The organism is Neorhizobium descurainiae (assembly GCF_051400715.1).
Taxonomy (GTDB): domain Bacteria; phylum Pseudomonadota; class Alphaproteobacteria; order Rhizobiales; family Rhizobiaceae; genus Neorhizobium.
In genome coordinates, this window is record NZ_JBLFFK010000019.1 from 103,192 (window position 1) to 122,522 (window position 19,331).

A 19,331-nucleotide genomic window follows, 5' to 3' on the forward strand; every position below is an offset into this window, starting at 1 on the left:
TCACAACTCGCGAACCCTCTGGCGCCTGACGATCCAGATGAAGAACGGCGCCCCCACGAGAGCGGTGACGATGCCGACGTCAAGCTCCGCCGGCCTTGCGACGATGCGTCCGACAATATCGGCGACCAGCAGCAGGCAGGCGCCGCCCAATGCGGAGAAAGGCAGCAGCCAGCGGTGATCGACCCCGACCAGGAGCCGGCAGAGATGCGGCACGATCAATCCCAGAAAGCCGATCGGCCCGCAAACGGCCGTCGTTGCCCCGCACAGAAGGATCGCGCCGAACGCCGCGACGGCGCGGGCCAGGGCGACACGCTCGCCGAGCCCGGCCGCCAATTCGTCGCCCAGAGCCAGCGAGTTCAGCTTTCGTGCGGATAGCAGGCTGATCGCGAAGCCGACCGCGAGAAACGGCAGCACCGGAAGAATGCGCTCGAAGGTCGCCCCGCCGACGCCGCCGACCTGCCAGGACCGGATGCCGCCTGCGATATCGGCCCGCGGCAGCACCACGGCAATCACCATCGAGGAGAAAGCGACGGAGGTCGCGGCTCCTGCAAGCGCCAGCTTGAGGGGGGTCGCCCCGCCGCGCCCCAGCGAGCCGATCGTGTAGACGAAGACCGCCGCACCCCCGGCACCGAGGATCGCCGTCCAGATATAGGCGTCGGCTGAGGCGATACCGAACCACGCGACACCCACGACGACGGCAAGCGACGCCCCCATGTTGACGCCGAGAATGCCCGGATCGGCGAGAGGGTTGCGCGTCACGCCCTGCATGATCGCTCCGGCAAGCCCGAGTGCGGCCCCGGCCAGCACGGCAAGCAGAGTTCGCGGAATACGGACGTTGACCGCCGCTTGGCCGATGCTGTCGATGTGCCCGGCCAAAGCCGCGATGATGTCTGTCCAGTCCACGTCGCGCGTGCCGACCGTAACCGAAAGCCCGCACAAGAGCGCGAGAAGCGCTACCATTCCCGCAAGCCAGAGGCTCCGGGTTCGGTTCGACCGCGCCGAGGCGGACCACTGAGAGGACGACTTCAGGCTGCTGGCGATCATCGGGGCTTTCTGGCGGCCTCGGCGAGCTGGGCCACGTAATCCTTCAACACCCAGGAGATGGAAAGCGGCGTCGGATTTGCCGCCGTGCCCACCGGATTCATGCCCAATACGACAAGCGCACCGTTGCCCACCGCGGGCATTCTGGACATCAACGGATTGGCCCTCAGCGCATCAAGCAGCCTCCGGTCGCCGTAGGTTACGACAATGTCGACATCGTCGAACGCATCGATGTGCTCTGCACTGATGGAGCCGGAGAATTTTCCCGACGCCGAGGCCTCGACGACGCTCTTGGGCGATTTGAGCCCGAGATCGGCGAAGAATTTCACCCGTGTGTCGTTCGTCGTATAGAAATTGACGGTGCTCAGATCCGTCGCGTTGAGATGGGTTATGAACATGGCCGACTTCCCAACGAGTTCGGGATGGCCGGCGACCGCCTTGCCGATATCGGCCTTGATCTTTGCGATCAGCGCGTCGCCTTCGGCGGCCATGCCCATGCCGGCGCTGTTCAAGCGTATCATTTCGCGCCAGTCGGTCGACCAGGGCGCTTCGGGATAGGCGACCACCGGGGCGATCTGGCTCAGCGTGTCGTAGTCGGACTGGCTCAGGCCGGAATAGGAGGCCAGGATCACATCGGGCCTGGTGGCGGCGACGGCCTCGAAATCGATCCCGTCCCCCTCGTCGAAAAGCACCGGCTTGTCGGCATGGAGCTCGGCCAGCCTTTCGGCCACCCACGGCAGCAACCCGTCCCCGTCGTCGTCCCCGAAATTGGCCTTGGCAAAACCGACGGGCACGATTCCGAGCGCCAAAGGCACTTCATGGTTCGCCCAGGCTACCGTCGCGATCCGTTCGGGCTTTTTGGAGATGACCGTCGTGCCCAGCGCATGCTTGATGGTGATGGGATAGAACGCACTCTCGCCTGCCCAGGCACCGCCGAATGCGATCATCCATACGCATATCGCAGCCCATCGCAGGACGGGAACAAAAAACCGCAGCATTGCGCAAACTCCGCCTTAGCATTTAAGTGGACTTCCAGTTTCAGGTTCAACGGGCGGCGTCAACCGGGGAACCAGCGCTCATGGGACCGCGACGCGAGATTCCCGTTGGTTCCTACAAAACCGGGGAAATTTACAATACTGGATAATCAAGCTCCAGTTAAGAACGTGTCGGGGACTGCAAATCGAAACCATCCGACGCCGGCCGGATCCGACGGGGAATTTCCCGCTCGCATCTTTTCGTCGAAATGCATTCGCAAGTGGTTCCCAACGCCATCGCCGACAGCGGCACCCACCAGCCAGGCCATCGGCAATCACGTAAACCTTTGGAATTTGAACATGGACATTGAAAGAACAAGCGGCCGCTCAAGACCGACCCCTATCCGCTACCGGAATGCCGTCCTTCTGGGTTGCACGGCGCTTGTCGCTTTGATGCCGACTTTCTCGCACGGCCAGGAAGCCGACAATTCCAGTTCAGATACCACGCTTCAGCCGATCGTCCTTCAAGGCAGCGGCAACGCCGGCGTCCTCAACACCGAAAACGATTCAAAGTCGATCGTCGCGACGGAGACCACGGGCGTCGGCAAGATGCCGACGGATATTCTCAACACACCCGCTTCGGTCTCCGTCATCACCTCCAAGGAAATCGAGGAGCGTGGCGCAAACAGCATCGAGCAGGTCGTGCAATATACCGCCGGCGTGGTCACCGACTACTACGGTTCAGATGACCGTTACGACTACTTCAAGATCCGCGGTTTCGCGCCCTTTACCTACCGTGACGGGCTAGCCATCGGCCGGAGCTGGGGCGGAATTCTGGAAGAGCCGTATGGCTATGAGCGCGTCGAGGTATTGAAAGGTGCCAATTCCACGGGGTTCGGGGTTTCCGATCCCGGTGGTTCGGTCAACTACGTGACAAAGCTGCCGAAAAGTGAGCGTTTCGGCGAGGTTTATGGTACCGGCGGTTCGTTCGCGCATAAGGAAGCGGGTTTCGATTTCGGCGACAACATCACCGAGGACGACACCTTGTCCTATCGCCTGACCGGCAAGTTCCAGCGGTCGGACGCCGAATACGACTATTCCCGGGATGACGAAAACTTCATCATGGGTGGCGTTACCTGGCGCCCTACCGACGCCACGAGCCTTTCATTCGTCTTCGATCACCTGGACCGGGACGGCACACCCAGCAACGGCGGCCACCCTAGGTTCACCGATTTTGACAGGGACAAGTTCTTCGGCGAGCCGGATTATAATTACGACGAGACGAACAGGAATACGTACAGCGTCTTGTTTGACCATGATTTCGGAAACGGTCTGACCTTCAATTCAAGCGCGCGATACAGCAAGTCGACGAACAGGTTCGGCTATGCCTATATTTATGATGCGCTGGGTGCCAGCGATCCGGCCGACACGACCGTAGACCGCATTTTCTTCGGAGGCGACGGCTCGGACGAGCAATTCGTCATCGACGCGCATCTTCTCTATGAGGCGAGCTTCGACCAGGTGGAGAGCCGCACGCTTTTCGGCGTTGACTACAAAACCATCAAATCCGACGGCAACACATATGTTCTGTATCCGCCGATCTGGGGTGGGACGGCGCCCGGCATCGACTGGCAGAATCCGGTCTATTCTGGCTTGCCAGGCCCCATCCCGCTCGCAGAAAGCAAGACAAACGACCAGAAGACGAAAGCGATCTACCTTCAGGAGGACTTGGTCTTCTTCGATAAGCTGACCGCGAGCATCGGACTTCGCAACGACTGGCTCGATCTCGATGAAACGAGCACGGTTACCGGCGCGAAGACGGGTGACTATAGCGAACTGACCAAGCGCTTCGGCCTGAGTTACAAGATCACTGAGGAACTCGCGGTCTATACCAGCTATGCCGAATCCGTCGCACCGCCCAGCACGGGGGTCGAGCCGACGACGGGTAAGCAGTACGAGGTTGGAATCAAATATCGGCCGGATGCCTTCCCCGCCTTGTTTACAGCCTCCGTCTACGACCTGACGATGGAAAACATCACAACGCGCGAAGCGCCCGCGTACCTGGCGTCAACGGTTGACAAGGTCCGGCATCGCGGCCTTGATCTTGAGGCCAAGATGGAAGTGACGAACAACATCAACCTAATTGCCGCCTATGCCTATATCGACTCCGAGATCGTAGAACCCGGCAACGTGGCTGGTTTGAACGGCAAGAGCTTCGCACAGGTTCCGGAACACATGGCTTCTGTGTGGGGTACTTATACGCTGGAAGGCAACGGACGCCGCGGCGATATGACCTTCGGGCTCGGCGCTCGCTATACGGGCTCGTATTACTTCGACAACGCAAATACACGGAAGTCGGATGGCGCCATCGTCTTCGACGCCGCCTTCACCTATAAGATCCAAGAGAAGACGACATTCCAGCTGAACGTCAGCAATCTCTTCGACGAGAAGCATATAGCCAATGACGACGGCGGTGCGTATTACTACAATCCCGGCCGCGCCATCATGGCGACGCTGCGCCAGACCTGGTGATGAATCCGTCCCATCCGAATGGTTTCGGATGGGACAACTCCCCCTTCAGCGGATTTGCTGCATCCGCCGCCATGCGGCGGGTGTTTGGCCCACGACTTGACGGAATACCTTCGTCAAATGCGCCTGATCGGAAAATCCGAGCTGGGCAGCTATGTCGGCCACCGTCAGGTCGCTTTCGCTCAGCAGCTTTTTCGCAAGATCGACGCGTTTCGCGAGCTGCCATTGCAGCGGCGTTTTGCCGGTGGTCTGCTTGAAGACGTTGGAAAACCAGCTCTCCGACAGGCCGACGGCCGCCGCCATTTCAGCAACGGACATCCGGCAATCGCCAAGTCCGTCGATGCGTGAGACGAGCCTGTTCATTTGAGCCTGCGTCAGCCTGCCATTGGCTTTTTCGCTGTCCTCCTGGGGTATGTCGAGAAGGCCGGTGACGATGCTGCCCACGAGGCTTTCGGCATAGACGGCGTGCTTCGAAGGGCTCGATATTTCGTCAAGCAGCAAACCCGCGAGCGTTTCGATGGCTCCGAGATCCTGAATTTCCACCGGCCGGCGCAATGCCGTCAATGCAGCGGAATTCCCCACCGACGGCGACAGAAATCTCAGCAGCCGGTCCCTGTGCATGTGCAGATTGAGATGCGAGAAACGGTGGGCGGATCTGCTGCTGGTCCACATGGGTACGCCGGCGGGGACATAGACCGCTCGCGTCATGGGACGATAGTGCTGCGAGAGGCCCCCCTCCCGGTTCGACATCTGAATCCTGGATGACACGTCGTTGAAGAAAATCATGATGCGCGGGTCATCCGCCAGATAGTAGCCCTTGGCGCCCTGCTGGCTCTCGGCCTCCCAAAAGACGCTCACCAGCCCATCGAAGCGGCGCCACTTGGCCGGCGCCACCACCCGAATGCCTTCGGTATGCCAAATCATGGAATGCCAATAACTCAATTTTCAGTATCCACTCTTGCTCAGCACGAACAATATCGAAGCCTCCAGACGAGGCATCGCGAAGAACCGGCTCCCAGCAGCGATTTTCTCGATAGCGTCCGACGCTGCGACCCCCGGCTTTCATGCTCGGTTCGAATGCCCGTATAACATGAGTATGATTATCTTGTTTACTCGTATTGGCAAGCTGCCCGGTCAAATCGACAATCGAATAATATTGACGTCGGGAACAGCCGATTTCCGGATGGCGATTGGTTGCGGGCAGGGTTTCATCTCAATTTGCCACCACGATGGCTCGTAGATGAGGAAAGCGTGGCCGATGCCGGAGAGAGGGGCGGAGGTCGCCGTCTTACCCGGCGACTTCATCGACGGCGGAAAATCATCCCCCCGTGATGGAGTGTGTTCTCATCGACGAACTCGCCATCGGCGGTAAAACCGGTATCATCCCAATAGTCGATGTGATTGCCTTTCACTTCGTAGCGCCCTTGATAGGCGCTCTCGCGCGTACCGCGAGCTTCGTCGTAGCGCCCGTTTGGAAGAAGCTCGTGGCGAATGCGACCGTCATCCGTCACCCACATGCCGACATAGGGGTGCTGGTTCATCTGTTTCTCCATAGTTTGCTGTCCGGTATCATTCACTTGCGCAATTTTGCCGGACGCGAAAGCCGGCGTTGTGTTGAAGATAAGGAGCGAGCCGAGCATCAGGCCGCCGAAGACTATTGGTCTCTGGGTCATATCGTTCTCCTTGTGCCTTTAGAGTGCCGCCTCGGTCGGTTCTACCGGGATGCGGCTGAGCTGGGTTGTGGTCACTCGGTCTGGGGAGCGGGAATGCGACGCAGGACGTCGTCATAGGGCGCAAGATCAAGAAATGCCGTCACCTCCACGGCCTTTCCTTCGTGCATGCGGAAGATCCAGGCGTAGCTGTTGGTGTAGGGTTCTCCGTCTTGCGCACGGCCGGCGCCCTCCCAGTTCACGATCACATGGTCGCCATCAGCAAAGACCTTCTTGCTCACGGGTCGGACGGGGCTCGCCAGCCGGGAGGCGAAAGGGCGAACGGCACGTTCGACAAACTGATCGCGCCCCTGAAAGAGGCCGGCGCTCGGTCCAGAACCCTCGATCGTCCAGTGGACGTCCGGGGCAAGAACGTCGGTGAAAAACGTCGCTCCGCCAGCTCCCCAGCGATCGAACGCTTCGGTGACGATTTGGCGGTTGCGGGCCTCGACGTCGGGCTCGGAAGACGCACTCGCCATATGCGACGACAGGACCGTGCCTGCGAGCATCGTGATTGTTATGATCGCCGTACGAATGTGGCGCGATGGCTGCAAGATCATCCTACTTACTCCTTCAGCTTGCTGGTTACGGATCGTCGAGCCGAGAATGAATAGGCCTCCGGCACTCGACATTAGGCAGCGACCTTTTTGATGGAGACCTCTTCAGCCGATGTTCAGGCCCCTCGGGCGACTGAGGCGCCGCCGAAGATGAGCTGCTGGACCATTGGCCGAGAGATGAAGCGTTCCGGGAAGATCGGCGTCGGAGCGCTCGCCTGATCGAGGCGGTCAAGATGTTCGGGAGCCAGAACGATGTCGAGCGAGCCGAGATTGTCCTCTGCCTGCGCAACCGTCCGCGCGCCTATGATCGGAGATGTCACAGCTGGGTTGGCGAGCGTCCATGCGATTGCCACCTGGGATGGCGTCGCTCCCACGTCCTCAGCGATCGCGCGGACGACGTCGGCAATTTCGATGGATTGGTTGGTGAGATGCCCGGAAGAAGCGATCACCCCTTTGCGGGTCGGTGATACGCCCGACTCGACAGAAACGGTGACGTCAGCCGGCGTATACTTCCCTGTCAGCACGCCACCACCCAACGGCGACCACGGTAGTACGCCGAGACCCAGTGCTGCGGCCATCGGAATGAGCTCATGCTCAACCGTGCGCTCGACCAGGCTGTACTCGATCTGGAGGGCCACGAGGGGCGACCAGCCGCGCAGATCCGCGATCGTCTGCATCTCTGCAATGCGCCACGCCGGCGTGTTGCAGATCCCGATATAGTGCACTTTGCCGGCGCGGATGAGATCGTCGAGCCCGCGCATAACCTCGTCGGGCTGCGTGGTGAAATCCCAGCCGTGAAGGTAGAACAGGTCGATACGGTCGGTATCGAGCTGCCGAAGGCTCTGCTCCAACGAGCGCACCATGTTCAGCCGATGATTGCCGCCGGCGTTCGGGTTGCCCGGCTCACGCGCCATCGTGAACTTGGTCGCGAGGACGACTCGCTCGCGCTTCTGTGCGATGAACCGCCCCAGGATGATTTCCGAGGCTCCATCCGTGTAGTTGACCGACGTATCGACAAAATTGCCGCCGCGGTCGACGTACAGATCGAAGATCCGGCGCGCTTCATTCTCGTCGGCGCCCCAACCCCAATCCTTGCCGAAAGTCATGGTGCCGAGCGATAGCGGCGAGACCCGCAGGCCAGAACGGCCAAGCAAACGGTAATTGTCCAGCGAAAGCATGAATTTCACTCCAAATGGTTCCTTGAGAAAAAAGTACTGTGGAGTTGCCGGGGGAACAATTTACGAATGATAACAAGCTTGGTAAGCTGAACTGACCGATGGCTGCCGATCTAAAACTCCTGTCCGCATTTCTTGCCGTCGCGGAAGCAAAGAGCTTCCGCGGCGCAGCCGAACGGCTTGGCGTTACCCACTCGGCGGTGAGCCAGGCGATCCGGCGGATGGAAGACCGGATGGGCGTCGCTCTCGTCCAGCGCACGACGCGCAGCGTCAGCCTGACTGAGGCGGGCATGCGGCTGTACGAGCGCGTGGCACCCGCGATCGCCGAAGTCGAACTGGCGCTGAATGATGCCCAGGACCGGGACTCCCAGCCGACGGGACTCCTGCGCCTCGCCGTATCTTCGATCGCCGAGCGCTTCATTGCTGGGCCGCTCCTTGCGAGCTTCGCGCACGCCTATCCGGGCGTGCAGGTCGATGTTACCGTGACGGATGAGGAGTTCGACATCGTGGCCGAGGGCTATGATGCAGGTGTTCGTCTTGGTGAGGTGATCGAGCAGGATATGATCGCAGTGCCGGTCTCCGGCGACCAGCGGCAGCTCGTCGTCGCCGCACCGTCATACCTGGAACGTTTCGGAACGCCAACGAACCCGTCGGAGCTTTCGCGGCACTGCTGCATCGGCTGGCGTCCGGCGCCGGATGTGGCACCCTATCGGTGGGAATTCGAGGAGAATGGTCGGGAATTCGACGTGGCCGTCAATCCGAGGATCACCACAAACGATATGTGGGTCATGGTGCGGACAGCCTGCGCCGGCGGAGGCGTGACATTCGGCATGGAAGACACTTTCAGGCCCTATCTCGAGCGGGGCGAGCTGGTTTCGCTCATGGAGGAGTACCTACCGTCGTTCCCCGGGTTTTTCCTCTATTTCGCGGACCGCCGAAACCTGCCGCCCAAGCTGCGCGCCCTCATCGACCATGTGCGATACCGTCCCGGCAGGAGTTTTATCGATCCTTGAAAGAGCACGCTCCGAATGGACATCGAAGATCTACAGACATTCATCGCAGTGGCCGATGCCGGAGGCGTATCGGCCGCCGCACGCCGGCTCGGCGTCTCAAAATCAATCGTCAGTCGGCGGCTCTTTCGGGTTGAAGTGGAACTTGGCGTCCAACTTCTTGCACGTACGACCCGCGGCGGCGCGCTCACAGAAGCCGGAATCACATTTAGAGACCCATGCGGCCCGAGTCAGCGCCGAGATCGGCGCGACCAGAGAAACAATCCTCCCGCCGGTGAGCTGCGCGGCTGCCTGAGGGTCGCCATGCCGCTTTCTTTCGGGCCGACTCACTTCGCTCCCGTGCTTGCGGAAATGGCGCATCAGCACCCGCAGATCCACATCCATACCTCCTACAGCGATCGCTTCGTCGATCTCATCGCCGAAGGTTTCGATTGCGCGATCCGTGTCGCAGACCGGCGGGCCATACGTTTTTTAAACCTCCATCCTCGGCCTCGCAGCCAAGCTCCGAGCGCACTCCGGCTGATCTTCACCTGCCGTTCGACGGATAAGCGCTCGACCCATTTCATCGAGCGTCACGTCCTTGCGCTCTTCGATCAGCGCGACAACGAATTCCTGGTGTGCATCCACTGCCGACGGTCGCCTCCAGCCTCGCGGCCGAGGGGTCACCTCGCCCTCTTTCGCTCGGAGGTTTTCGCAAGGATTGACGAGGCAAGGTTTCAACTCGCCTGCCTCCATGATACCGGACACGCGCCAGAGGAGGAGTGGCTCATAGCAGATCAGCGGCGCTATCCGCATTGGCCCCCGCCTCACGACCGGTTGGGGAACATGTGGGCGTGGGCGCCACCACCCCGCCCCATCCAGCGCAGCCATGACTGCCACATGGGACAGGAACGGGATGCTTGTCCTACGCTGCAAGGCCTGAGGCCAGCTTAAACAAGACCGCAGGTTCTCACCTATCTTGAGACCAATAAGCGCTCCCTGCTTCCGTGACTGTGCTGCTGGCGAACCTCCAGAAGACAGATGACTTCGACGACGAATGGAAGGCGTGGATGGGGCCGCCCAGAGCCATGGGGTGCAGCGCTGGTGCGCCCAGACAATCTTCGAGCCGGGATGCTGATTGAGATCATCGTCGTCGCCCTATCGCCGTCCTGATCGGCTACTTCAGATAGCGCCTTTCGCTGTCTTTTGCGGCTTCCATGTCCTGAAGGCGAAAGATCTCCTCGACAGAGACGATGTCTCTGCTTGCGTTCTGGGCGCCACCATCAGCAATGATGCGGCGAAACGTTTCCGTCATCGCCGTGACGGCGGCGCGCAGCCCGTGATTGCCGTAGATGACCATGGCAATCGTGTTCAGGGCGCGGATGCGTTTCTCGTCCATTTCCGGATAGGATGTGGGCACGATGACAAGCGGCACTTCGCCCTTCCAGGCGCGCGCGAAGCTTTCGATTTCGTTCGGTGTTTTCCGTTTCGAGTGAATGAGGATCATGTCGGCCCCAGCCGCCTCGTAGGCGACGGCGCGCGCCAGGGCTTCCTCTTCCCCCAGACCGGCGATCAGAGCTTCCGTTCGAGCGATGATGAGAAAGTCGGGGTCGCGCCTCGTCGCGATCGCCGCTTCGATCTTGCCTTGGAACTCCTCCGTCCGTACGAGTTCCTGCCTGCCTCCGGCAACGAGGCTCGTGACCTTCGGAAAGGTTTTATCCTCGATCACGACAGCGCTTGCGCCGGCACGTTCATATTCCCGCACGACATGGGTGACATTCACGGCATTGCCGTAGCCGGTATCGATGTCGGCGATGACCGGTATGGAGACATGGCCAGTCATCGCCCGCAACATGTCGAGATGCTGCGACATCGTGACCAAGCTCATATCGGGTAGACCATACAGGGCGGAGAGCTCAAAACCCGAAGCCCAGATTCCGTCGAAGCCCGCTTCCTCGGCCAAAACGGCCGACATGGGGCTGTGCGCCGCCATGACGTGGATGAGTCCACGCTCGGCGATCCGGCTTTTGATGGTCTTGAAGGTGCTCATGGGTTTCCGCCTCCGGTGAGAGCTGCGCAAGCTGCAATGATCCTGTCGCAGGCCCGTTCGAGGTCGGACAGTTCCGCGGCGTAAGAAATGTGGACATACGGCGAGGCCATGAAGCCGCTGCCGGGGACGACCGCGACGGCAAACTCGCTTAAAAGATACGTGGCAAATTCCGTGCCTGTTTCGATCGGATGGCCCGCCGACGTCATCTTCCCGATGATGCCCTTCAATTGGCGAAGGCATAAAATGCACCCTCCGGCGTCCGACAGCTCAAACCCTCAGCCTGGTTGCGTTTTTCCAAAACGACGTCGCGGCGCTGGCGAAACGCCCTGACGAAGTCGGCGACATAGGCTTGATCGCCGGCCATGGCCTCGATCGCTGCATATTGCGAGATCGAACTGGTGTGAGACGAGGTCTGTCCTTGGATGACGTTCATGGCTTTGATCAGCGGCTGAGGCCCCGCGCCGTAGCCGACGCGCCAGCCGGTCATCGCATTGGCTTTCGAGACGCCGTTGACCACAAGCGTCCGCTCGAACAGATCGGGTGCGACCGAAGCGATGGTGGCGAACGACGCGTCGTAGACGAGCTTTTCATAGATGTCGTCGGACAATACGGATACGTGGGGAAAACGACGCAGCACGTCAGCAAGCTCGGCCAGATCGCGCGCGGAATAGACCGCACCGGTCGGATTGTTTGGAGAGTTGAGCACCAACCATTTCGTCTGCGTAGTGATGGTCGCCTCAAGCGCGTCGGCGCGTAGTTTGAAACCGTCTCTCTCGGTACACGGCACCATCACCGGCGTTCCGCCGGCCAGAGCGACCATATCCGGATAGGAGACCCAGCACGGGGTCGGAATGATCACCTCGTCGCCGGGATCGAGACTGGCAAAGAGTGCATTGAAAACAACCTGCTTGGCTCCGCAACCGACGGTAATCTGATCCGGCGCATAGTCGAGGCCATGATCGCGCATGAGCTTCTTTTGGATCGCCTCGCGCAGAGCCACCACACCGGCGACAGGTGTATAGCGGGTCTTGCCCGCTCGAATGGCCGAGATGCCGGCCTCCTGGATCGATAAGGGTGTGTCGAAAGCGGGTTCGCCCTGGCTCAACGTTATGACATCGGCTCCTGCTGCTTTCAGTTCTGCAGCCCGTGCGGTCATTGCCTTGGTTCCAGATGGACGGACGGTTTGAAGGCGGCGTGCGACAAGGGTCAACGGCTTGCTCCGGAAAAGCCGATCGGCCGTCCATCCTGGCAGAAACATTCTGGTAGAAACCGGGTGAAGATCCACCGACGACGGTTAAGGCAACGATCCAAATAACTGCCGCTGACTATACGTGCCGTTCATATATGCCTGCAAACAAGGCCATCGAATCTATCGGAAAGATCATCGTATTTGTCGATATCACCCTGGCTCACCTGCGTATTTGCGAAAGAGGCGGACCAGCCAACGACAGAACAAACGGGCCAGCTCGGGATTGTTGCCACGGTCGATCGCGTAAGCGCGATAAAACATGCCGCTCGGAACCCGTGTGCCCGGGATCACCTTGAGAAGGTTGTCGCGGATAAGATCGCTGACAATGATTTCAGGCGCTACCAACAGGCAATTTCCGTTCGTGATCGCCGGCAGGGCCAGGTAATGATGGTCATATCGCGCGCCCGCATTAATGTCAGCCGGTGTGAGATTCATGGACCGGAGCCAAGTCGGCAATATATCCGGACGAGACGTGACAGTGAGGATCGGCATCGTCCGCACAATCGCTTGGCTCTTTCCCGAAATATGTGAGTACGATCCGACGCAAACGATGTGTTCGGAGTGAAGCTCCCACTGATCGGCGGGCTCAACAATCGACAGATCGCGCGTAATCAGGACGTCGAAGCCGTCGTCGGATCTGGGTGGTGCAAGTGAATTAACGACATCGACGACGGCGCCACCATGCTCTTGCGAGAAGGCCTGAATATTGGGAACCAGCAGAGTGTAGGCCAGTGTCGTCAAAGACGTTCGGACAACAATCCGGTTGATGTCTCCCTGCAGCGTGCGCCGCATTCTCTGGGTGGTGAAGCAGATCGTGTCCAAGGGCTCGGTCACCGTGTTGGCGAAGAGTCGGCCAAACTCCGTCAGCTCGGTGTGGCGACCACGGCGCTCGATGAGCTGAGCTCCAAGATATTCTTCGAGGACGGCGAGATATCGGCTGGCGGAACTCTGTGTCATCCCCAGCGACTTGGCAGCGCGTGTGACATTTCGCTCCCGCGCTATGGTGACAAAGGCGCGGATTGCATTGAGCGGGATGTCCCGATTTTCGTCAGCCAAGGTCGGCTCCTCTATCACTGAAGATTATTTCGCAGTCATAATCGACATATTGTCACTTGCAATCACATTTTTCGATGACCGTCATTTACCTGTTGTTCTCCACGAATAAACGCGGTTTCGGGAAATCAAGTGCGAAATAAACGGGGCCGGCCTCAATGAAATTTCTAGTTGTCAGTTTCGACGGTCTGCGGCCGGATCTGGTATCCGCCAGCCTTACTCCTAATATTGTTCGCCTCCAGTCAATCGGCACTACTTTGTCCCGTCATCGAACCATCTACCCGAGCGAAACGCGGGTGGCCTTCCCCAGTCTCGTCACCGGGACGACGTCAAGTGGCCACGGCATGGTTGGAAACAAATTTGTCAATCGATCCACGGTGCCGAACCGCTATGTCGATACCGCAGATGCTGTCCTGCTGGACCGGTTGAACCGGGAAAGCAATGGCAATTTGATGGGAGCCCCAACGCTCGGGGAATTGCTCGATGCAGCCGGGAAAAGCTTCGCCGTCCTTGCAACGAACACGCCAGGAACGACCCGCCTTTTCAATCACAAAGCGGAGGACTTTGGGCATTTCCGATTCTCCGGTCACTTTCGTGAGGCTTGCTCTCCGGCTGATGTGCTCGCAGCGATCGAAATGGAAGTCGGAGTCCTTCCGCCACTTCCTGCTCGTGGAGAACCGGATCGGGACGGCCAGGTCTGGATCACGTCCGCGTTCCTCGATCACGTCTGGCCGAAATATAGGCCTGACGTGACCATCCTCTCCTATGGCGAGCCTGACACAACCTCTCATTTCCACGGGACGGCGTCGCCGACAACACGCGGTATTATCGATTTTTGCGATATGCAATTTGGTCGTATTCTTGATTGGTGGGAGGCTGAAGGCCAAGCGGCGGGTGTTCAACTCATCATTCTCTCCGATCACGGCCACATCACCGCTGACACCCGCGTTTCCGTCGTTGACCACCTGAAACACGCAGGCTACGCGCCCGGTCATGCTCCAGGCGCCGGTGTAGACGTGGTTGTCGTGCCGGGGCAGGTTGGCGCGCTCTATCTTTCAGATCGCTCGCCGGCCGCAATCGGTCGTTTGGTCGAAGTGTTGACGGAGCAATCTTGGTGTGGACCAATCTTCACGGCACCGAAGAATGACGTCGAGGGCATCGCCCCGGGCAGTTTCTCATCGAGCCTCGTTTTCGCCGATCATGAGCGGGCACCGGATATCTATTTTTCCTTCAGGGCCCATGATGGCATCGACCGCTTCGGATTGCCGGGCGGTACCTTTTACGACAATGACCGCGTTCCCGGCCTCGGCGTTCATGGCGGCTTGCATCCGATGGAGCTAGCCTCGGTCGGCATTCTGGCCGGATCGGCTTTCCACGCGGCGGCGCGGTTCTCGGAAGTCCCTTCCGGCATCTGCGACATCGCGCCCACGCTCCTGCATCTTCTCGACCTGCCGATCCCGGAGACGATGACCGGGCGCATCTTGCATGAGGCGCTCGGCGGCGCATCCCTGACCCACCCGCTTCCGCTTGTGGAGCGGGAGGTGCTGGAGACCGGCATCAATGGTTACCGGCAGGTACTTTGGCGGGTCCGTGTTGGCGATAGGACCTATCTCGAAGGTGGGAGCGCTTCCAATACGCCTTCAGTTTCAGAAGACATGTCCATCACGAACGAATTGGAGCCAGCCGAATGAGCATTGTTTTCGATGACATCAGGAAATCATTCGGTGAGACCCCGATTCTCAAGGGAATCTCGCTCTCGGTCGCTGAAGGCGAATTTCTGACGCTGCTGGGACCATCGGGCTGCGGAAAGTCAACCCTGCTCCGGATCCTGGCTGGACTCGAGGCGCAGGACAGCGGTTTGGTGTCGATTTCTCGACGCGTGGTCGACGGCCTTCGTCCGAAACAGCGTGACATCGCAATGGTGTTTCAATCCTATGCGCTCTATCCGCATATGACGGTGGCCTCCAACATGGCTCTGCCGCTCAAGATGCGGCGTTTGAAGGCCTGGCAGCGGCTTCCCCTGCTGGGCCGGTGGCTTCCGGGTACGAGGCGCATCGGAGCCGAGATCGAGGCGGAGGTATCGCGCACGGCCGCGGCGCTCGGTATTGACCATCTTCTCGACCGCAAACCCGGGCAGCTTTCCGGCGGGCAGCGCCAGCGCGTGGCGGTCGGCCGCGCCATGGTGCGCCATCCGGCCGTGTTCCTGATGGACGAGCCGCTCTCCAATCTCGATGCCAAGCTGCGCGTCCAGATGCGTGCCGAGATCAAGGAGTTGCACCAACGGCTCGGCGTCACATTCATCTACGTGACGCATGATCAATCGGAAGCGATGACGCTGTCCGACCGGGTGGCGGTGATGCTGGATGGCGAGCTGCTGCAGGTCGCCCCGCCGCAGGAGATCTATGCCGATCCTGACGACCGGCGTGTGGCCGAGTTCATCGGTTCTCCGAAGATCAATATGCTCAACGGTGTGATGCATGATGGCGGCCGGATCGATGTCGCCGGAACTACACTCGCTATCGGCGCCGACCTCCCGTCCGACACGCCCCTGACGCTCGGCATCCGCCCGGAGGCCTTTCATCTGGCGCAACATGCCGGGTCCGGAGTCTTCACTGGATCAGTGAGGCTCATCGAGCATATGGGCTCCGACCTGTTCGTCCATCTCGATCTCGCCGGCGCAACGCAGCCGTTGATCGCGCGGCTGCTCGCCGAACGCGCGCCGCAACTATCCATTGGTCAGCCCGTGCATCTGGCGGCCGATCCGGAGCGCATCCTTCTCTTCGATACCGAAGGTCGCCGCATCCGCCATCGCCACGACCTCAAAACCGCCTCCGTCAGGCGGCTACGGGAGCTCGCGTAATGGGCGAGGTCGTTTCCCTATCGGTCCAGCCTCCGCGCTCCATGCGGAATGCAGGACACGGATATACGTCGCGTGGTCCAGCGCGCCGTCAGGCGCTCGCCGAGACTCTCGCCGCCTGCATGCTGGCCGGCCCGGGGCTGCTGCTGTTGATCGTGCTGTTCTTTCTGCCGGTTGCTGCCGTCTTCGTCATCGCACTCACCGACTGGCAGTTCGGGGCGAACACACTGTCCTTCGTGGGGCTCGCAAACTTCGGCGAGGTGTTCGCCGATGAAGGCTTCCGCATTTCGCTCGTCAACACGATCGTATATGTCCTGATCGTTGTCCCGGGCACCCTCGGCCTCGGGCTGGCCATTGCGCTGCTCATCGAGAGCGGGAAATCCTGCCGCGCATTTTATCGTGCTATCCATTTCCTACCGTTCATGGCCACACTTACAGCTATGGCAATTGCCTGGGAGGCACTCCTTCATCCAACGATCGGGCTCGTCAATCAAACGCTCGCAGCCTTGGGTCTACCAACGGCCAACTGGCTCCGCGACGAGGGCACTGTGCTGCCTGTTCTGGCTGTCATAGGCATCTGGCAGAACCTCGGCTACGCGATGGTGCTTTTCCTTGCCGGGCTCAAGAGCATCCCTCAGGACCTGTATGATGCAGCCGACGTTGATGGTGCCGATCTCTGGCTTGATCGCTTGCGGACCGTGACCCTGCCCATGCTTGGGCCAGTCACGATGTTTGTCACGATTGTCGTTGCGCTGCGTGCGTTCGAGAGCTTTGACACGGTCAAGGTTCTGACGCAGGGCGGACCTGGTCACGCCTCGGAGGTGCTGCTCTACACGCTCTATCGTGAGAGTTTCGAATATCTCCGAACGGGCTACGGCGCGGCCGTCGCCGTCGTGTTTCTGACGGTCGTCGTCGCGCTCACCCTCGTCCAGGCCCGCGCCATGGACAAAAAGGTGCATTACCAATGAGTTCTAGCCGACTTTCTCCACCCGCGGCGATCATTCGCCATGCGGTCCTGCTCACCACCGCCGCGCTCATGCTCATTCCGTTCATCTGGATGATCTCGCTGTCGATCAAGCCGCCAGGCGAAATCTTCCGCGCGAGCTTTTCCTTTTGGCCATCGCAGTTCTATGGCGTCGAGAACTACACGAAGGCTCTGACCGAAGCGCCCCTGCCGCGGTACATGGGCAACGGCTTTCTAATTTGTGCGGTAATCCTGGCGCTCCAAATTCTGATCTGCGCGCCATTCGCCTATGCGCTGGCCAAGTTGCGCTTTCCCGGCCGTGATCTCATCTTCGGCATGGTGCTGGTCGGGCTGTTGTTGCCGCACCAGGTCCTGTCGTTGCCGCTGTTCATCCTCGGTTACCAGTTAGGCATCCTCAACACCTACGCGGCGTTGGTGTTCCCCTATATCGTCTCCCCCTTCGGCATCTTCCTGTTCCGGCAGTTCTTCAAGAGCATTCCCGACGACGTGGTGCATGCCGCCCGCCTCGACGGTCTCTCCGAACTCGCGATCGTTTGGAGGGTGATGGTGCCGATGGCGCTGCCCGCCGTCATCGCTTTCTCGATCTTCTCGGTGGTCAGCCATTGGAACGACCTGTTCTGGCCGCTCATTGCCGTGCGCGACCAGAACCTCATGCCACCGCCGCTGGGCATCATGGCCTTCAAAAACGAGGAGGCCGGAAATGAGTACGGTCCACTGATGGCAGCTGCCACCCTCGTCGTCGCGCCCCTCATCATCGCCTTTCTTGCGACCCAACGCTGGTTCGTAGAGGGAATGACGGGAGGAGCCGTGAAATAGTAAGTCACCGCCACAGCTCATCCAAGCCCTAAGGCTCAGTCAACTATCATTCTCCTTCGCCAAAGAACAAAGAGGTACGTCGTATGCTCAGACGAATTTATAACGTTATTGCTGCTTGCTCCTGCATTCTTATGGGATCGTCAGCAAATGCTGAAATCATCAAACTTAATGTATTTACCCAAGGTGGCCCGGGACCCTATCGCGCCATCGCAGAAGCTTTCGAACGGGAGAACCCGGACATCCTTGTCGATATCGGAACCCCCATTCAGACTTATGAAGAGATTCTGCAACGGACCTTGCGCGGAGTTATCGTCGGCGACGCGCCGGATGTCGCCTTCCAAGGTTACAATCTCATGCGGCAGGCAGCTCAAGCGGGGGCGTTGATCAACGTCGACTCATTCGCATCAGATCCCCAACTGATAGCACAAGGATACGATCAAAGTCTTTCATCCTTGTGCGCCGTTGACGGCAAACTCATGGGGTTACCTTTCGCGATTTCGGTCCCGATCCTGTATTTCAACGCCGACCTTATAAAGCAGGCTGGAGGTGACGCCGCGCGCTTTCCGGACAATTGGGACGGAATAATTGCACTTGCTGAACGCGTTAAGACGCTCAAACCTAGTCTGCAGGGAATTCACTTTCGCTACAATCACAGTGGTAACTGGAGTTTCCAAGCCCTTATCACTTCAGCTGGCGGACGGATAATGAGTGCCGACGATAAGACCGTGGAGTTCAATGGCCCTGGTTTAGGCGCGCTCGAAAACTTCCAAAGCTTCGTCGAGAGAGGCGGGATGATTGATATGACCCCCGATCAGGCAAGGCAGGCATTTCAAGCCGGAACGATCGGAATCATGTCTGACTCCAGCGCATCGTTCAACGCTGTATCGAAAGGCGTGCAAGGGAAGTTCACACTGGCCACTGCCGCATATCCATTGGCGCAAGGTGTCGGAAAGATTCCACCGGGCGGCAATTGTGCGACCATTTCCACGAAAGACCCAAAGCGGCAGAAAGCTGCTTGGAGGTTTGTAAGATATGTTGTTGGACAACAAGCTCAGACAATCCTGGCGCAACAATCCGGTTACATTCCAGTCAACCGTATTGCCGAGAAGGTCATAAAGGACGGTGCGAAGGACCCGGTCGTGAAAGCAAACACCGAGCTCACGGCGAACCAGCTAAAGCATCTCACGCAATGGTACGGCTTTCCCCCTCCGAATAGCGGCAAGATAACCAACAGCATTCAATCTCACATCCAATCAGTCGTCGCCAACAAGGTAAGCCCTGCGGACGCGCTGAGATCAATGATCGCCGATGTGGAAGCCTTGCTCCCCCAAAAAGCACACTAGTGCG

At 59.4% G+C, this 19,331-nt stretch carries 15 protein-coding genes and 3 pseudogenes; 8 read left to right on the top strand and 10 right to left on the bottom strand.

Features of this window, described 5'->3' with window-relative positions:
- Together ACMGE0_RS25745 and ACMGE0_RS25750 are read right to left on the bottom strand one after the other, a co-directional pair.
- Positions 1–1,044 carry a FecCD family ABC transporter permease gene (locus ACMGE0_RS25745; protein ID WP_436818742.1) on the bottom strand — a complete coding sequence of 348 codons (1,044 nt, stop codon included), beginning with the start codon at positions 1,042–1,044 and terminating at the stop codon, positions 1–3.
- Positions 1,041–1,988 carry an iron-siderophore ABC transporter substrate-binding protein gene (locus ACMGE0_RS25750; RefSeq protein ID WP_436818743.1) on the bottom strand — a complete coding sequence of 316 codons (948 nt, stop codon included), beginning with the start codon at positions 1,986–1,988 and terminating at the stop codon, positions 1,041–1,043. Before ACMGE0_RS25750 ends, ACMGE0_RS25745 begins: the two co-directional genes overlap by 4 nt.
- A gap of 387 nt (positions 1,989–2,375) precedes the next feature.
- Here ACMGE0_RS25750 and ACMGE0_RS25755 point away from each other — a divergent pair, with 387 nt between their 5' ends.
- Positions 2,376–4,547: a TonB-dependent siderophore receptor gene (locus ACMGE0_RS25755; protein ID WP_436818766.1), complete on the top strand. Its 2,172-nt coding sequence runs from the start codon at positions 2,376–2,378 to the stop codon at positions 4,545–4,547.
- Between the two features lie 45 nt (positions 4,548–4,592).
- Here the strand turns inward: ACMGE0_RS25755 and ACMGE0_RS25760 are convergent, their stop codons facing one another.
- The 4 genes from ACMGE0_RS25760 to ACMGE0_RS25775 all read right to left on the bottom strand — a co-directional run bounded on the left by ACMGE0_RS25760 (position 4,593) and on the right by ACMGE0_RS25775 (position 7,988).
- Positions 4,593–5,486: a helix-turn-helix domain-containing protein gene (locus ACMGE0_RS25760; RefSeq protein WP_436818744.1), complete on the bottom strand. Its 894-nt coding sequence runs from the start codon at positions 5,484–5,486 to the stop codon at positions 4,593–4,595.
- A gap of 359 nt (positions 5,487–5,845) precedes the next feature.
- Entirely contained in the window at positions 5,846–6,097 is a 252-nt protein-coding gene (locus tag ACMGE0_RS25765) for an Atu4866 domain-containing protein (protein WP_436818767.1), read from the bottom strand.
- A 191-nt stretch (positions 6,098–6,288) separates the two neighbouring features.
- A complete protein-coding gene (locus ACMGE0_RS25770; protein ID WP_436818745.1) occupies positions 6,289–6,813 on the bottom strand; it encodes a nuclear transport factor 2 family protein in 525 nt (174 codons plus the stop codon).
- A gap of 113 nt (positions 6,814–6,926) precedes the next feature.
- Positions 6,927–7,988 carry an aldo/keto reductase gene (locus ACMGE0_RS25775; protein ID WP_436818746.1) on the bottom strand — a complete coding sequence of 354 codons (1,062 nt, stop codon included), beginning with the start codon at positions 7,986–7,988 and terminating at the stop codon, positions 6,927–6,929.
- 98 nt (positions 7,989–8,086) lie between these two features.
- Between ACMGE0_RS25775 and ACMGE0_RS25780 the strand changes: the two genes are divergently transcribed.
- Together ACMGE0_RS25780 and ACMGE0_RS25785 are read left to right on the top strand one after the other, a co-directional pair.
- The gene (locus ACMGE0_RS25780) at positions 8,087–8,998 is read left to right on the top strand and encodes a LysR family transcriptional regulator (protein ID WP_436818747.1); all 912 of its coding nucleotides are present in this window, start codon (positions 8,087–8,089) and stop codon (positions 8,996–8,998) included.
- A gap of 15 nt (positions 8,999–9,013) precedes the next feature.
- Positions 9,014–9,442 (top strand): annotated as a pseudogene (locus ACMGE0_RS25785) (LysR family transcriptional regulator); the annotation flags it as partial.
- Here ACMGE0_RS25785 and ACMGE0_RS25790 read toward each other — a convergent pair.
- From ACMGE0_RS25790 to ACMGE0_RS25805, 4 genes and pseudogenes are all read right to left on the bottom strand, one after another.
- A pseudogene (locus tag ACMGE0_RS25790) lies at positions 9,406–9,679 on the bottom strand (IS630 family transposase); the annotation flags it as partial. The pseudogenes ACMGE0_RS25785 and ACMGE0_RS25790 sit on opposite strands and share 37 nt — an antisense overlap.
- A 472-nt stretch (positions 9,680–10,151) precedes the next feature.
- Positions 10,152–11,024: a phosphonopyruvate hydrolase gene (locus ACMGE0_RS25795; RefSeq protein WP_436818748.1), complete on the bottom strand. Its 873-nt coding sequence runs from the start codon at positions 11,022–11,024 to the stop codon at positions 10,152–10,154.
- Positions 11,021–12,234, bottom strand: a pseudogene (locus ACMGE0_RS25800) (pyridoxal phosphate-dependent aminotransferase). Before ACMGE0_RS25800 ends, ACMGE0_RS25795 begins: the two are co-directional and overlap by 4 nt.
- 189 nt (positions 12,235–12,423) lie before the next feature.
- Positions 12,424–13,329 carry a LysR family transcriptional regulator gene (locus ACMGE0_RS25805; protein ID WP_436818749.1) on the bottom strand — a complete coding sequence of 302 codons (906 nt, stop codon included), beginning with the start codon at positions 13,327–13,329 and terminating at the stop codon, positions 12,424–12,426.
- Positions 13,330–13,484: 155 nt separating this feature from the next.
- Here ACMGE0_RS25805 and ACMGE0_RS25810 point away from each other — a divergent pair, with 155 nt between their 5' ends.
- The 5 genes from ACMGE0_RS25810 to ACMGE0_RS25830 all read left to right on the top strand — a co-directional run bounded on the left by ACMGE0_RS25810 (position 13,485) and on the right by ACMGE0_RS25830 (position 19,327).
- Entirely contained in the window at positions 13,485–15,017 is a 1,533-nt protein-coding gene (locus ACMGE0_RS25810) for an alkaline phosphatase family protein (RefSeq protein WP_436818750.1), read from the top strand.
- Positions 15,014–16,186, top strand: coding sequence for an ABC transporter ATP-binding protein (locus ACMGE0_RS25815; protein WP_436818751.1), 1,173 nt, complete (start codon positions 15,014–15,016; stop codon positions 16,184–16,186). Before ACMGE0_RS25810 ends, ACMGE0_RS25815 begins: the two co-directional genes overlap by 4 nt.
- A 119-nt stretch (positions 16,187–16,305) precedes the next feature.
- Positions 16,306–17,151, top strand: coding sequence for a carbohydrate ABC transporter permease (locus ACMGE0_RS25820; protein WP_436818768.1), 846 nt, complete (start codon positions 16,306–16,308; stop codon positions 17,149–17,151).
- Positions 17,148–17,984: a carbohydrate ABC transporter permease gene (locus tag ACMGE0_RS25825; protein WP_436818752.1), complete on the top strand. Its 837-nt coding sequence runs from the start codon at positions 17,148–17,150 to the stop codon at positions 17,982–17,984. The genes ACMGE0_RS25820 and ACMGE0_RS25825 overlap by 4 nt, the downstream gene beginning before the upstream one ends.
- Positions 17,985–18,067: 83 nt before the next feature.
- Positions 18,068–19,327: an ABC transporter substrate-binding protein gene (locus tag ACMGE0_RS25830; RefSeq protein ID WP_436818753.1), complete on the top strand. Its 1,260-nt coding sequence runs from the start codon at positions 18,068–18,070 to the stop codon at positions 19,325–19,327.
- The last annotated feature ends 4 nt before the right edge of the window (positions 19,328–19,331 follow it).

Excerpts from the sequence above, each read along its gene's own strand:
- ACMGE0_RS25745 (WP_436818742.1), bottom strand. The coding sequence starts at position 1,044 with ATGATCGCCAGCAGCCTGAAGTCGTCCTCTCAGTGGTCCGCCTCGGCG.
- ACMGE0_RS25750 (WP_436818743.1), bottom strand. The coding sequence starts at position 1,988 with ATGATCGCATTCGGCGGTGCCTGGGCAGGCGAGAGTGCGTTCTATCCC.
- ACMGE0_RS25755 (WP_436818766.1), top strand. The coding sequence starts at position 2,376 with ATGGACATTGAAAGAACAAGCGGCCGCTCAAGACCGACCCCTATCCGC.
- ACMGE0_RS25765 (WP_436818767.1), bottom strand. The coding sequence starts at position 6,097 with ATGGAGAAACAGATGAACCAGCACCCCTATGTCGGCATGTGGGTGACG.
- ACMGE0_RS25770 (WP_436818745.1), bottom strand. The coding sequence starts at position 6,813 with ATGATCTTGCAGCCATCGCGCCACATTCGTACGGCGATCATAACAATC.
- ACMGE0_RS25775 (WP_436818746.1), bottom strand. The coding sequence starts at position 7,988 with ATGCTTTCGCTGGACAATTACCGTTTGCTTGGCCGTTCTGGCCTGCGG.
- ACMGE0_RS25780 (WP_436818747.1), top strand. The coding sequence starts at position 8,087 with ATGGCTGCCGATCTAAAACTCCTGTCCGCATTTCTTGCCGTCGCGGAA.
- ACMGE0_RS25795 (WP_436818748.1), bottom strand. The coding sequence starts at position 11,024 with ATGAGCACCTTCAAGACCATCAAAAGCCGGATCGCCGAGCGTGGACTC.
- ACMGE0_RS25810 (WP_436818750.1), top strand. The coding sequence starts at position 13,485 with ATGAAATTTCTAGTTGTCAGTTTCGACGGTCTGCGGCCGGATCTGGTA.
- ACMGE0_RS25815 (WP_436818751.1), top strand. The coding sequence starts at position 15,014 with ATGAGCATTGTTTTCGATGACATCAGGAAATCATTCGGTGAGACCCCG.
- ACMGE0_RS25820 (WP_436818768.1), top strand. The coding sequence starts at position 16,306 with ATGCTGGCCGGCCCGGGGCTGCTGCTGTTGATCGTGCTGTTCTTTCTG.
- ACMGE0_RS25825 (WP_436818752.1), top strand. The coding sequence starts at position 17,148 with ATGAGTTCTAGCCGACTTTCTCCACCCGCGGCGATCATTCGCCATGCG.
- ACMGE0_RS25830 (WP_436818753.1), top strand. The coding sequence starts at position 18,068 with ATGCTCAGACGAATTTATAACGTTATTGCTGCTTGCTCCTGCATTCTT.